General features: G+C 65.5%; 13 protein-coding genes. 1 reads left to right on the top strand and 12 read right to left on the bottom strand.

Annotation, left to right across the window (positions count from 1 at the left end):
* Nucleotides 1-61: 61 nt before the first annotated feature.
* Both rpsO and AC1U2B_RS02495 read right to left on the bottom strand, forming a co-directional pair.
* Nucleotides 62-331 carry a 30S ribosomal protein S15 gene (gene rpsO / locus AC1U2B_RS02500; protein ID WP_043393753.1) on the bottom strand — a complete coding sequence of 90 codons (270 nt, stop codon included), beginning with the start codon at nucleotides 329-331 and terminating at the stop codon, nucleotides 62-64.
* A 92-nt stretch (nucleotides 332-423) separates the two neighbouring features.
* Nucleotides 424-1,398 (bottom strand): bifunctional riboflavin kinase/FAD synthetase, encoded by a 975-nt coding sequence (locus tag AC1U2B_RS02495; protein WP_043393752.1) that lies wholly within the window; start codon nucleotides 1,396-1,398, stop codon nucleotides 424-426.
* A gap of 80 nt (nucleotides 1,399-1,478) precedes the next feature.
* On the opposite strand from AC1U2B_RS02495, the gene mntR reads away from it, so the two are divergent.
* Nucleotides 1,479-2,195 carry a manganese-binding transcriptional regulator MntR gene (mntR, locus tag AC1U2B_RS02490; RefSeq protein ID WP_480215544.1) on the top strand — a complete coding sequence of 239 codons (717 nt, stop codon included), beginning with the start codon at nucleotides 1,479-1,481 and terminating at the stop codon, nucleotides 2,193-2,195.
* Between the two features lie 98 nt (nucleotides 2,196-2,293).
* Here mntR and AC1U2B_RS02485 read toward each other — a convergent pair whose 3' ends face one another.
* Genes AC1U2B_RS02485 through AC1U2B_RS02440 form a run of 10 tightly spaced genes read right to left on the bottom strand, consistent with a single transcriptional unit; the run spans nucleotide 2,294 to nucleotide 12,894 of the window.
* Nucleotides 2,294-3,817 carry an aldehyde dehydrogenase family protein gene (locus AC1U2B_RS02485; protein WP_480215543.1) on the bottom strand — a complete coding sequence of 508 codons (1,524 nt, stop codon included), beginning with the start codon at nucleotides 3,815-3,817 and terminating at the stop codon, nucleotides 2,294-2,296.
* Nucleotides 3,814-4,656 (bottom strand): SDR family oxidoreductase, encoded by an 843-nt coding sequence (locus AC1U2B_RS02480; RefSeq protein WP_480215542.1) that lies wholly within the window; start codon nucleotides 4,654-4,656, stop codon nucleotides 3,814-3,816. Before AC1U2B_RS02480 ends, AC1U2B_RS02485 begins: the two co-directional genes overlap by 4 nt.
* Before the next feature lie 10 nt (nucleotides 4,657-4,666).
* Nucleotides 4,667-5,746, bottom strand: a complete 1,080-nt coding sequence (locus AC1U2B_RS02475; RefSeq protein WP_480215541.1) for a CaiB/BaiF CoA transferase family protein — start codon at nucleotides 5,744-5,746, stop codon at nucleotides 4,667-4,669.
* Entirely contained in the window at nucleotides 5,743-7,332 is a 1,590-nt protein-coding gene (locus AC1U2B_RS02470; protein ID WP_480215540.1) for an acyl-CoA synthetase, read from the bottom strand. Before AC1U2B_RS02470 ends, AC1U2B_RS02475 begins: the two co-directional genes overlap by 4 nt.
* Nucleotides 7,332-8,165: an alpha/beta fold hydrolase gene (locus AC1U2B_RS02465; protein ID WP_480215539.1), complete on the bottom strand. Its 834-nt coding sequence runs from the start codon at nucleotides 8,163-8,165 to the stop codon at nucleotides 7,332-7,334. The genes AC1U2B_RS02470 and AC1U2B_RS02465 overlap by 1 nt, the downstream gene beginning before the upstream one ends.
* On the bottom strand, nucleotides 8,162-9,430 hold the full coding sequence (locus tag AC1U2B_RS02460; RefSeq protein ID WP_480215538.1) for an acyl-CoA dehydrogenase family protein: 1,269 nt from the start codon (nucleotides 9,428-9,430) through the stop codon (nucleotides 8,162-8,164). The genes AC1U2B_RS02465 and AC1U2B_RS02460 overlap by 4 nt, the downstream gene beginning before the upstream one ends.
* The gene (locus AC1U2B_RS02455) at nucleotides 9,427-10,293 is read right to left on the bottom strand and encodes an SDR family oxidoreductase (protein WP_480215537.1); all 867 of its coding nucleotides are present in this window, start codon (nucleotides 10,291-10,293) and stop codon (nucleotides 9,427-9,429) included. Before AC1U2B_RS02455 ends, AC1U2B_RS02460 begins: the two co-directional genes overlap by 4 nt.
* A gap of 22 nt (nucleotides 10,294-10,315) precedes the next feature.
* On the bottom strand, nucleotides 10,316-11,191 hold the full coding sequence (locus AC1U2B_RS02450) for a MaoC/PaaZ C-terminal domain-containing protein (RefSeq protein WP_480215536.1): 876 nt from the start codon (nucleotides 11,189-11,191) through the stop codon (nucleotides 10,316-10,318).
* A 1-nt stretch (nucleotide 11,192) separates the two neighbouring features.
* A complete protein-coding gene (locus AC1U2B_RS02445; RefSeq protein ID WP_480215535.1) occupies nucleotides 11,193-11,633 on the bottom strand; it encodes a type II toxin-antitoxin system Rv0910 family toxin in 441 nt (146 codons plus the stop codon).
* A 55-nt stretch (nucleotides 11,634-11,688) separates the two neighbouring features.
* The gene (locus AC1U2B_RS02440) at nucleotides 11,689-12,894 is read right to left on the bottom strand and encodes a lipid-transfer protein (RefSeq protein ID WP_480215534.1); all 1,206 of its coding nucleotides are present in this window, start codon (nucleotides 12,892-12,894) and stop codon (nucleotides 11,689-11,691) included.
* Between the last annotated feature and the right edge of the window lie 65 nt (nucleotides 12,895-12,959).

Here is a 12,959-nt window from a genome sequence, read left to right as displayed (position 1 = left end):
CCAATGGCCATCGCCAGGCCTGCAGGAGCAGACCTGGCGATGGTGATGAATCAGTGGTGCGTCAGCGACGCAGACCCAGACGCTCGATCAGCGAGCGGTACCGCGCGACGTCGACCTGGGCGACGTACTTGAGCAACCGGCGGCGACGGCCGACCAGCAGCAGCAGGCCACGCCGGCTGTGGTGGTCATGCTTGTGCTGCTTGAGGTGCTCGGTCAGGTCCGAGATGCGCTTGGTCAGCAGGGCGACCTGAGCCTCCGGCGAACCGGTGTCGGTCTCATGCAGGCCGTACTGGCCCAGGATCTCTTTTTTCTGCTCGGTGGTGAGTGCCACGAAAACAACTCCATCAATTCGGTCCGCGAAGAACAATCAAGAGCGCGGCCGCCGCGAACTGCAGCACACGCGTCGGGAAGTCTAGCAGGGAGCTAGTGCGCAGCCAGAATCGTGCGAGCCCGCTGCGTATCGCGATCCATGGCCACGACCAGGTCATCCACCGAATCGAACTTCTCCTGGCCGCGGATGCGCGAGACGAAATCGACCGCCACGTGCTGGCCGTACAGGTCGGCCTCGGTGTCGAGCACGAAGGCCTCGACGGTGCGGGTGCGCCCGGAGAACGTCGGATTGGTGCCCACCGATACCGCGGCCTGGTAACGCTCCCCCGGCGTCACGGTGCCGACCGAGGGGCCGTGCCCGAGCACAGTGAACCAAGCGGCGTAGACGCCGTCGGCCGGGATCGCCGAGTGCATCGGCGGGGCAACGTTGGCGGTCGGGAAACCCAGGCCGCGGCCCCGGCCATCGCCGCGGACGACGACGCCTTCCACGCGGTGCGGGCGCCCCAGCGCTTCGGTCGCGGCCACCATGTCACCCGCGTCCACGCAGGACCGGATGTAGGTGGACGAGAACGTGACGGTCTCGGCGCGGTGATGCTCGGCCACCAGCGAGATGCCCTCGACGGCGAAACCGAACCGTTCCCCGGCCTTGCGCAGCAGCGGCACGTTGCCGCCGGCCTTCTTGCCGAAGGTGAAGTTCTCGCCGACCACGACCTCGAGGACGTGCAAGCGCTCGACGAGGAGCTCATGCACGTAGCGCTCGGGGGTCAGCTTCATGAAGTCGGTGGTGAACGGCATCACCAGGAACACATCGACGCCGAGTTCCTCGACCAGCTCGGCCCGGCGCGTCAGCGTCGTCAGCTGCGCGGGATGGCTGCCCGGTAGGACCACTTCCATCGGATGCGGATCGAACGTCATCAGCACCGTGGGCACGCCGCGGGATCGGCCGGCCTTGACGGCATGGCTGATCAGCTCCGCATGTCCACGATGTACGCCATCGAACACCCCGATGGTCACCACACATCGGCCCCAGTCCGTGGGGATCTCGTCCTGCCCACGCCAGCGCTGCACGCCCGCAAGCCTACGGCGCGCCGCTACGGCAGGCACCGTGAGATCCCCGGATCAGGTGACGATTGCCTAAACTTTGTGCTGTGAGTCCTGCAGAAGACGCTGGCAATCCGCCAGATCTATCCCCGGTCGCCCAGGACTACCTCAAAGTCATCTGGACCGCGCAGGAGTGGTCGCGGGAGAAAGTCAGCACAAAGATGCTGGCAGAACGCATCGGGGTGTCGGCGTCGACGGCGTCCGAATCGATCCGCAAGCTCGCCGACCAAGGCCTGGTGCACCACGAGAAGTACGGTGCCGTGACGCTGACCGACACCGGGCGCAGCGCGGCGCTGGCCATGGTCCGGCGGCACCGGTTGATGGAGACGTTCCTGGTGCGCGAGCTCGGCTACGGCTGGGACGAGGTGCACGACGAAGCCGAGGTGCTGGAGCACGCCGTGTCGGACCGGATGCTCGACCGCATCGACGCCAAGCTCGGCTTCCCGACCCGGGACCCGCACGGCGATCCGATCCCGGCGGCCGACGGCCGCGTGCCGACTCCCCCGGCCCGGCAGCTGTCGGCCTGCGCGGACGGCGACGCCGGCACGGTGGCCCGGATTTCCGATCACGACCCCGAGATGCTGCGGTACTTCGACAGCGTCGGGATCACGCTCGATTCCCACCTGCGCGTGGTGGCCCGGCGGGACTTCGCCGGGATGATCTCGGTGGCAGTCAGCGCCGCGGACGCTGCGGACGACGACGCGGATGCCACCACCGTCGACTTGGGGAACCCCGCGGCCGAAGCGATCTGGGTCGTCGCCTAACTCACGCCGAGCGGCCAGTTATCGCGCGCTTTTCGCGACCCCTGTGACATATGTGGCCACTCGCGCCCTGCCAATGAGCACAGCCGATACTGCAGGTGTCAGCCCAACCTGCGGAGCAGATCGCGGGCTCCGAGGATGCGCCCCACACGATGCACGATGGCCCCTCGAATTGAGGTGTAGGGATACCAGATGAATTCGCGCGCCGGTTGTACGCGAGCTGAGACGATGGCTTGCGGCCGCGAGTATTTGAGCACTGCGTCGGCACCGTTGCGGCGGCCCACCCCGGACTGCTTCCAACCGCCCTGCGGCAGCGACAGGGTGAACAGATTCCCGAAGACGTCGTTGATGTTCACGGCGCCGGCGTCGAGCCGGCGCGCGATCCGTTCCGCCCGAGCCCTGCTGCCGGAGAAGACCGTTGCCGACAAGCCATAATCGGAATCGTTGGCCAGCCGAACCGCTTCGTCTTCATCGCGCACCCTCATCACCGGCAGCGTCGGCCCGAACGTCTCGCGCTGCATGCAGAGCATGGTGTGGTCGACGTCGACGAGGAGCGTGGGCGGAAAGAACCCTGAACCCTCGAATGGTGCGCCGCCAACGAGAATTCTGGCGCCACGGGCCATCGCATCATCGACGTGTGCGGTCACGATGGCGAGCTGCTCTTCGGTGGCCAATGGGCCGACGTCGTAACGGAATTGCTGGTCGTCCTCGCCTACCCGCAGTGCGTTCATCTTCTCGACGACGATGCCGATGAACTCTTCGTAGGCGCCTTCTTCGACATAGACCCGTTCGACCGAGGTGCACATCTGACCCGAATTGGCCATGGCTCCCCACACTGCCGCGTTCGCGGCCCGCACCATGTCCGCGTCGTCGAGAACGATCATCGCGTCCTTGCCGCCAAGCTCCAGACCACACGGGATGAGTCGCTCTGCCGCCGCGTGGGCGATTGCCTTGCCCGTTCGCGTCGACCCGGTGAACTGGACGTAGTCAACGTGTTCGACGACCGCTGCCCCCGTCTCGCCGCCACCGGTGACACATCGGAGAACCGGCGGCGCCTCGACCGCTTTCCAGCCTTCCACTGCCGCGGCAACTGTGAGCGGCGTGTATTCCGAGGGCTTGACCACGACGGCCGCCCCGGCCAGTAATGCCGGTATCGCGTCCAGGATCGAAAGGCCGAGCGGGAAGTTCCACGGCGTGATCACCCCGACGACGGGGTATGGCCGTTGCACGACGAGCTGGCGTTTGGTCGCCGCGATCAATCCATGACGCGGCGGCGTCCGGTCCGCGAGCAGCCGGGGTGCGGTTCGCGCGTAATAGTTGATCGCATCCACGATGTACGGAATCTCGAGATTGGCCTCAGCCCATGGTTTGCCGGTCTCCAGCTGAAGCAACCGAGCGAGCCGAAATTCTTTGTCCAGCAGCCAGTCCCGAAACGCCAGCAGATGGCGGGCGCGCGCCTGCACCGGCAATTGCTCCCAGCCGCGTTGCGCGACACGCAGATCCACGACGATTTCGGCAATCGAGTTGGCATCCATCACCGGTACCGAGTCGACGACGCGGCCGTCGGCCGGTGACCAGACGGTGATGACCGTGGCAGTAGGCAACGATTTCAACCCTTCGGTCACTGCCGGAGTCTGCTGTGGTAGGCCGCGCGCAGTGCGGGGTCGGTGTGAGTGAACGTGGTGTCGAAATGGGCGGCGTGCGAGATCCAGTGCCGGGCTCCATCCGGAAGCGCGCCCATCATCTTGATCATCGCGCCAAGCGCCCGCGGCACGATTACTTTCGCTCTGCCGCGCACGACAGCCGCGACGATTGCCGCGGCGACATCGTCGGGCTCCACTTCACTGATGGGCTGAATCCAGCGCGGTGCGCTGTGGCCGGCTGACAGTTCGGTGTGCACGACGCCCGGGAGCACCGCGGTGACGGCTATACCGTCGTCGGCGAGCTCCAGGTGCAACGTCTCGGTGAATCCGACCACGGCGTGCTTGGTGGCGCAGTAGGTCGCCAGACCGGGGAATGCGCTGACTCCGGCCAGTGAGGCCACATTGACGATATGGCCGCCGCGCCCGCGCATCCGGTTTGCGGCCAGCTTCGACCCGTTCAACACGCCGCCCAGGTTGATGGCGACCATCCGGTCGGTCATCTCGTCGGTCTCGTCGGCGAACAGCCCCGTGGGCATGATGCCGGCGTTGTTGATCAAAACATCGACTGGGCCCAGCCGGCTCTCGACGTCGTCGAGGAAGTCCGAGAACGATGCTCGGCTCGTGACGTCCAGGTGCAGACCGCAGACCTGCTCACCGGTGGCCGCAAACTCAGCAGCCGTCTTCTCGGCCTGCTCGATGTCGATGTCGCCCAGGGCAACTCGCGCACCTGCGCGTAGGAAGGCCAAACCGGTCGCCCGTCCGATACCTCTCGCACCACCGGTGATCGCCACCACCTGGCCACGAATGTCTTTGTCTCTCATACTTTTTCCCTCACCATCGGTTTCGTGCATCTGCCATCGAAAGAACCTCGAGCGGCGCCGGCGTGTCGGGCCGCGTCCGGCTGAACCGTGGCGCCGGCGCCGGCTGACGCACACCGTCGACCTCGATGAACGCTTCCCTGGCGATGTGGTGCGGATGCCGGTGGGCCTCCCATGGCGACAGCACCGGTGCGACGCACGCATCGACGTCGGCGAACACCTCCGCCCATTCATCACGGGTCTTGGTGGCGAACTTCTCCGCCAGCGCCCCCCGCCACTGCGGCCAGGAACCCGGATGGAGCTGGAAATCGATATCCGCATCGTCCAGGCCCATTGTGGCGGTGAGGTTTTCGAAGAATGCGGGCTCGACAGCGCCAACCGCCACATACTCGTCGTCTGCAGTCTTGTACGTGTCGTAATAGGCGGCGCCGCCATCGACGATGTTCGTCCCCCGCTGCGGATTCCACATCTGCGCCTCGTACAGCCCGTGGATGAATGTCATCAGCAGGCTCGCACCGTCGACCATTGCCGCATCGACGATCTGGCCGGTTCCGCTTCGCTCCCGTTCGGCGAGCGCGGCCAGCACACCGACGACCAAGAGCATTCCGCCGCCCGCGAAATCGCCCACCAGGTTGGCCGGTGGCACGGGTGACTCGCCCTGCCTGCCGATGACATGCAAGGCCCCACTCAGTGCGATGTAGTTGATGTCGTGGCCGACGCGTGGCGCCAGCGGCCCGTCCTGTCCCCACCCGGTGAGGCGTCCGTAGATGAGTCGGCCATTGGCCGTGCGCAATTCATCCGGCCCGACACCGAGGCGTTCCGCCACACCCGGGCGAAAACCCTCCATGAATACATCGGCCTTGCCCGCCAGTTCGTACACCAACTGGCGACCGGACGGGTCCTTGAGGTCGACCTCAAGGCAGGCCTTGCCACGGTCGAGTGGGCCCGGAGGCGGAGTGGGCCTGGCCCCGCTGACCGGGTCGATCCGGACCACGTCCGCACCGAGGTCGGCCAACATCATTCCGGCAAATGGCACGGGCGCCAGGCCCGCCAGTTCGAGGACCCGGATGCCGGCGAGCGGGCCGGCCGTCATGACCGCTCACGTTGCAATTGGGCCTTGAGCACCTTGCCGGTCTCATTGCGGGGCAGGGTGTCGACGAAGACGACGTCGCGCGGCACTTTGTGCCGGGCCAGCTCGGCACGGACATAGCCCTTGACCTCGTCGACGTCGAGTTCGGCGCCGGGGCGGCGTACCACGAACGCGCACAACCGCTTTCCGAATTCCGTGTCGTCCACGCCGACCACCGAGGTCTCGACCACCGCGGGATGGCCGGCGAGCAGATTCTCGACCTCCAGCGGGAAGACGTTCTCGCCACCGGAGACGATCATGTCGTCGTCGCGGCCGTCGACGAACCACAATCCGTTCTCGTCGAAGTGGCCGGTGTCCCCCGATGACAGCAATCCGTCGACGGACTCCTTGTGACCGCCGTCGGTGTAACCGGCGAAACTCAGTCCGCTGGAGACGAAAAGCGTTCCGCTACGACCGGGTTCGGTGATCCTGCGCCGCTGTTCGTCGTATGCGGCTAGGGTGCAGCCCACTGGCGGTCGGCCCACAGTACCTGGCGCGCTTCGTAATTCGCGCGGCGTGGCGACGGCCGCGACGGCGACCTCCGTCGAACCGTAGAGGTTGTAGAGCACCTCCCCGAAGGCGTCCATCGTGCGCCGGCACAGGTCCGGCGACAGCGCCGATCCCGCGGCGAACACGACGCGCAACGACGACGTGTCATAGCGCGCCAGGATCTCCGGACCGAGGTCCAGGATCCGGGTGAGCATTGTGGGGACGACGATGAGTGCACTCACGCGGTGCCGTTCGATTGCCGCGAGCGTCGCCTCCGGATCGAATCGCCGCGCGAGCACGACGCGGTTGCCGAGCGCCAAACCCAAAGAGCAGGTGGCCAATCCAGTGGCATGGAACATCGGCGCCGCGACGTAGTAGGCACCACGGGACGGCCACGGGATCCGGTCCAGCAGTTGCGCGGACTGCAGCGGGCTGACCTTGGCGCGTGGCGCACCCTTCGGCGTGCCCGTGGTGCCGCTGGTGAGCAGCACCATGCCGCCGACCGAGGCCGGCGCGGGCAACGCCGCCGTCGACCGGCCAACCGCCAGTCCACGGACGCCGGACCAGCCGACGATGCGGTCGACCTCGAACGGCAGCACGTCGATCAGTTCGGTGAACTCGTCATCGGCGATGACCGCGGTGACGTTCTCCCGACGGCACACGTCGGCGAGTTGCGGCGCCGCGAAACCGGTATTGAGCAATACGACTCGGGCGCCGACTTTTCCGGTCGCGAAGAGCGCCAGGAGCAGCGCGCGGTGGTTGCGCACGAGCAGGCCGATCACCGAACCCGCGCCGATCCCCCGGTCCGAGAGCCCCCGCGCCAGCGCGTTGGACAGCGCTTCCAGCTCGGCGAAGCTCAACGTCCCGTCCTCGTCGGTGAGTGCGGCCGCATCGCCGTAACGCGCCGCGACGTGCCCCACCAACCCGCCGAACGATCCGTAACGGCGCAAGCCCCGGGAAGCCGATATCGCGTCCAGTGGCCGACAGATGTCCACCAATCCCCGGCGATGCAACACGATTGCGGCCTCAACCACATCACGCAACTGCCTTATAGACGACATCACGCTGTCGCTCCGATCTTGACCACGATCTGGGCCACCGCGTCGGGATCGTCGAGTTGCGGGCAATGACCGGATCTAGGCAGCACGATCAGCTCACTTCCTGGAATTTGTTGATGCAGAATACGACTCGAATCCACCGGAATGATCCGGTCGCGGGCGCCGTGCACCACTGTGGTGGGGCAGCCGACGCTGACGCCACGATGCCCGCCCCGGGTTTCCCGTGCGTATTGGAAGGCGTAGCGGCCAAGCGAGGCCACCGCGGCCTGACTCTCGATGGCGTCCGTCCACTGCTCCAGCACCAGCGGGTCGGCGGTTGTCCGGCGGCCGTAGAGCAACCGGGTGACCCCTTGCCGCGCGACCCAACGTAACACGTTGTCAGGCATAGGAATACAGCCCACGCCGCGCCAGAAGCGGACTGGGATATCCCGCGACCTGACGAGGCGGGCCAGCCAATGACGAGCGTTGAGCGGATCGTCCAGCGCCACCAGCCCGGTGACCGATTCGGGATGGCGGGTAGCTGCGCGCACCGCGGTCGCCGAGCCAAGCGAGTTTCCCACCAGGATTACCGGTCCGTGCTCGGCGAGCAGCGCGTCGGCAAAGGCGTCGAACTGCGGCAGCAATGGACCGGGACGGCGCCGATCTGCCCGGCCGAAGCCGGGCAGATCGACCGCAAAGGCATTGCGTCCCATGGCCTCCAGTCGCGTGAGCACCTCACGCCAGGTATCGGCGCTGTCGGCGTAGCCGTGTAGCAGGACCACGGGAATCCCGTCGCCCGATACCGACAACACCCGGGTTTCCACGCCGTTGTAGGTAGCCCGGGTCTCGGCGATCATCCGGCGAGGAGTCCCTTCGCGATGTGGGTCACTTGGACCTCATTGCTGCCGGCATAGATCATCAGCGACTTGGCGTCCCGAGCGAGTTGTTCCACCCGGTATTCGGCCATGTAGCCGTTGCCGCCGAACAACTGCACCGCGTCCATGGCCACGTCGGTCGCGACCTCTGAGGAATACAGCTTCACCGCGGACGCCTCGGACAGCGATGGGATCTTTCCGGCCTGCACCTTCTCCAGCGTCTGGAACACCATGTTCTGCACGTTGATTCGCGCGATCTCCATCTTGGCCAGCTTGAGCTGGATCAATTGGAACTGGCCGATGTTCTGGCCCCACAGCGTGCGGGTCTTGGCGTAGTCGAGGCAACGCCGGTGACATTCGTTGATGATGCCCAGCGCCATCAGCGCCACTCCCAGCCGCTCGGCGGCGAAGTTCGCGCGGGCGCTTTCGCGACCGTCCCCGCCACCGTGATCTTCGGTCTCACCGAGCAATCGGTCCGGCGTGATGCGCACGTTGTCGAAGAACAGCTCACCCGTCGGCGAGGACATCATGCCCATCTTCTTGAAGGCCTTGCCCTGTGTGAGGCCCGGCATCCCGGCTTCGAGCACGAAGGTGAGTACTTTGCGGTTCCGGCGATCCGCATCGGGATGACCTTCATCCAACTTGGCGTAGACGATCAACACGTCAGCGTCGGGGCCGTTGGTGATGAAGGTCTTCTGGCCGTTGAGGATGTAGTCGGCACCGTCACGTTTGACGTAGGTCTTCATGCCGCCGAAGGCATCCGAACCCGCGTCGGGTTCGGTGATGGCCCAGCACGCGATCTTCTCGAGGGTTACCAGCTCGGGCAGCCACCGCTCCTTCTGTGCCAGCGTGCCGCGGCTGGCGATGGTGGCCGCACCCAGGCCGAGGCTGACGCCGAGGGTGCTCAGCAGCCCGATGCTGACGCCGGCCAGTTCGGACACCAGCACGGCGGCCATCGAAATCTGACCACCGAGATCGCCCATGCCGCCCGACGACCGCTCGCCCTTCTCCGGCTTCGGCTCGCCCGCGGCGAGAGCAGCCGCTTTGGCCCTTTCCTTCTCCAGCATGGTCTTGATGGCCTCGGCAGCCACCGCGTCAAGACCGAACTCGCTGAACAACTTTCGGGCGATCGGATACGGCGACACCTCGCCGCGCTCCAGGCCGTCGCGATGTGGCTCGAGGTACTTGTCGATGAACTCGCGGACGCTCTCGCGAATGAGCTCGTCGGATTCGGACCACTCGATCACGACAGCCTCCCCGCGATGTCGTCGATCTCCCACAAACCGTCGGTCTCGATGGTTGTCAGGTCGTGCCAGCCACCGAGCTCGGAGATCGCACCGCCCTGCACTGCGAAGACCTTGCCGGTCAGCGGGCACTTCTCCGTTGCCAGGTAGGCCACCAGCGGCGAGATGTTCGCCGGGCTGAACAGGTCGACCTCGCCGTCGTCGGGCTCCGCCATCAGGGCGCCCATGCCGGGGGTGGCCAAGGTGAGCCGGGTCCGGGCGATCGGTGCAATAGCGTTGGCTCGCACGCCATAGCGTTCCAGCTCCTCGGCGGCGACCAAGGTCATCGCCGCGATGCCGGCCTTGGCCGCACCGTAGTTCACCTGCCCGGCGTTCGGGACGGTGAGGCCCGATCCCGATGCCGTGTTGATCACCGCGGCGTTCGGCTGGTTGCCGGCCTTGCTCTGCGCCTTCCAGTACGCCGCGGCGTGCCGGAGCACCGAGAAGTGGCCTTTGAGATGAACCGAAACCACGGCGTCCCATTGGGATTCATCCATCGTCGGGATGAAACCATCACGCAAGATCCCGGCATTGTTCACCACCACGTCCAGACCGCCGAACTCACTGACTGCCTGTTCGATCAGGGCCGCTGCCCCATCCCAGGTGGCGATGTTGTCGGTATTCGCGACGGCCTTGCCGCCGGCGGCAACAATCTCGTCGACGACCTCTTGCGCCGGCCCCGCGTCTGCCCCCTCGCCGGTGTTGCTGCCACCGAGGTCGTTGACGACCACGCTGGCACCCTCCCGAGCGAACAGCAGCGCATGCTCGCGGCCGATGCCGCGCCCCGCGCCGGTGATGACGGCGATCCGTCCTGCCAAAGCTCCCATGTCTGAAGTCCTTTCAACTCAATTAGTCGGCGAATACGGCCAGGCCGTCGGTGATGGCGAATTCCTCACCGGCACTGCCGTTTCGGACGGTCTCGAACGCATATCTCGTCGTGTGGCTGCCGCGGCCGGCCTGCCAGATTCGGGTCTCCAGGTCATCGCCGGGAAACACCATCTTGGAGAACCGGACGGCAAATCTCTTGAGCCGGTTGACGTCTTCTCCGCCGACCTCGGTCAGCAAGGCCCACGACGTGAAGGCCATGGTGCACAGGCCGTGGGCGATGATGCCCGGCAACCCGGCATCCTTGGCCACCTCCTCATCGAGGTGGATCGGCATCGGATCCCCCGATGCCGGTGAGTAACGGAACGTCTGGTCGACATCGACGTGCTGGACGACCTTGGCCAACGGGGGCTCGTCGCGCAGTGCGGTGTCGAACTTGTGGCTCGGACCCAATTCGCCGATCTTCTTGCCGGCATTGAACCCACGGAAGAAGCAGGTCACGTACTGCTCGTTGACGAGGTCACCGTCGTCGGTCCGGCATTCCAGGTAGACCGATGCGCGCGTGCCGTTCTCGAGTCCTTCGTAACCGAGCATCATGCCGCGCGACACCAGCTTGTCACCGGGATAGATCGGCCGGTGGAAGTGAAAGTCCTGCTCCCCGTGCACCACCCGGGGAATCAACTCCACCGGTGCCACATCGACCGTCGGGGTCAGCAAGGATTCGAACACCGGCACGATCGCGAAGATCGGCGGGGCCACATCGCCGGCAAGGTGCGCCGGGATCGGATCGTTGGTGGCCTTCGCATAGTCGATCAGGTGCTCCCGGGTGACCTCGAAGTGGTCGTCGTCGGTCCACTTGTTGAGCCCGGCGTCATCGAAAACCAGTTCCTCGTCGGCCATTTCAGACCGCCGCCGCGGCCAGCGCGTCGAGCTGCTCGAGAGTCTTGTCGAGTTGCTTGGCGCCGTCCTTCTCCACCGCCTTGGCCAGTGCACCCTTGACCAGCGCGCCTTCGAAGTCCCCGGCCACGGTGAACTCCGAACCCTCACCCGACGGTGCGACGGTGAACTCGAAGAGTGCCTTCACTCCCGCCATGCCGGTGCCGGACAACGCGAAGGTGGTGGGCGCATCCATCTTCTCGATCTTCCATTCGATCTTGTTGGCCATGCCCAGCATGACGATCTTTGCGGTCAACGCAGTACCGGGCGTGATCGTGGGCGGCACGTCGCTCAGCCACTTCTCGTGGACGGTGAACCACTTGTCCCAAGTGGAGAGGTCCGAGACGATCGCCCAGATTGCTTCCGGCGAGGCCGACAGGGTCTTGGTGGCTTCGATGTGTCCCATGGTTGTACTCCTTGTTCCTGTTGATCGGTTGTGTTGTGTTCGTTGACGGTTCGGTTCAGCGTTCGGCGCGCTGGTAGGCGGTGACGACGGCGGCCCCACCCAGGCCGATGTTGTGCTGCAGGGCTGCGGTGACGTTTTCCACCTGACGCTTGTCGGCGGTGCCGCGCAGCTGCCAGGTCAGTTCGGCACATTGCGCCAGGCCGGTGGCGCCCAGTGGATGTCCTTTGGAGATGAGCCCGCCGGACGGGTTGACCACCCAGCGTCCGCCATAGGTGGTGTCGCCGTTGTCGATCAGTTTCGCGGCTTCACCTTCGCCGCACAGGCCCAGCGCTTCGTACAACAGCAGCTCGTTGGCACTGAAGCAGTCGTGCAATTCGATGACCTGGAAGTCTTCGGCACCGAGTCCCGACTGTTCGTAAACCTGCTGGGCAGCAGCGACATTCATGTGATGGCCGATCAGCGCCTTGCACGTGCCATCGAAGCTGTTCTCGAAATCGGTGGTCAGCACCTGCCCGACGATTTCCACCGCACGATCGGCCAGCCCGTGCCTGTCGACGAACGCCTCGCTGGCCAGGATCGCCGCGCCGGAGCCGTCCGACGTCGGCGAGCACTGCAACTTGGTCAGCGGGTCGTAGATCATCCGCGCGCCGAGGATGTCGTCCAGGGAATACTCGTCCTGGAACTGCGCATACGGGTTGTTCACCGAATGCTTGTGGTTCTTGTAGCCGATCTTGGCGAAATGCTCAGCGGTGGAACCGAATTGCTTCATGTGCTCGCGGCCGGCCGCACCGAACATCCATGGCGCCGGCGGAAACAGCACCTCCGAGATCTCGGCCAAAGCCAGGAAGTGCTTGGCCATCGGCTGCTCGCGATCGTCATACGTCGCGCCCAGCGAGCCCGGCTGCATCTTCTCGAACCCGAGCGCGAGCGCGCAGTCCGCCAGGCCACTGCGCACCGCCCGTGCGGCGAGATACAGCGCGGTGGAGCCGGTCGAACAGTTGTTGTTGACGTTGACCACCGGGATGCCCGTCATACCGAGCTCGTAGACCGCCCGCTGCCCTGACGTCGACTCGCCGTAGACATAGCCGACGTACGCCTCCTGGACTTCGCGGTAGTCGATCCCCGCATCCTGCAACGCCTTTGAGCCCGACTCGCGGGCCATGTCCGGGTAATCCCACGCCGATCCGTCCGCGTTGGTACGAGCGCCGGGCTTCTCGAACTTCGTCATCCCGACGCCGATCACGTACACCTTGTTGGGCATGAACCCTCTCTTTCTGTGCGATGCCAGAAACATACCAACCTGTTTGTATCTTAACAAGAGGGTAG

The sequence above is a fragment of the Mycolicibacterium sp. P4_G11 genome, from assembly GCF_056555145.1.
This window is presented reverse-complemented; position numbering and strand designations above follow the sequence as displayed.

What these genes read in the sequence shown, in the direction of transcription:
- AC1U2B_RS02465 (WP_480215539.1), bottom strand. Translation starts at nt 8,165, where the DNA reads ATGATCGCCGAGACCCGGGCTACCTACAACGGCGTGGAAACCCGGGTG.
- AC1U2B_RS02440 (WP_480215534.1), bottom strand. Translation starts at nt 12,894, where the DNA reads ATGCCCAACAAGGTGTACGTGATCGGCGTCGGGATGACGAAGTTCGAG.
- AC1U2B_RS02480 (WP_480215542.1), bottom strand. Translation starts at nt 4,656, where the DNA reads ATGAGAGACAAAGACATTCGTGGCCAGGTGGTGGCGATCACCGGTGGT.
- AC1U2B_RS02450 (WP_480215536.1), bottom strand. Translation starts at nt 11,191, where the DNA reads ATGGCCGACGAGGAACTGGTTTTCGATGACGCCGGGCTCAACAAGTGG.
- AC1U2B_RS02445 (WP_480215535.1), bottom strand. Translation starts at nt 11,633, where the DNA reads ATGGGACACATCGAAGCCACCAAGACCCTGTCGGCCTCGCCGGAAGCA.
- AC1U2B_RS02470 (WP_480215540.1), bottom strand. Translation starts at nt 7,332, where the DNA reads ATGTCGTCTATAAGGCAGTTGCGTGATGTGGTTGAGGCCGCAATCGTG.
- AC1U2B_RS02475 (WP_480215541.1), bottom strand. Translation starts at nt 5,746, where the DNA reads ATGACGGCCGGCCCGCTCGCCGGCATCCGGGTCCTCGAACTGGCGGGC.
- AC1U2B_RS02455 (WP_480215537.1), bottom strand. Translation starts at nt 10,293, where the DNA reads ATGGGAGCTTTGGCAGGACGGATCGCCGTCATCACCGGCGCGGGGCGC.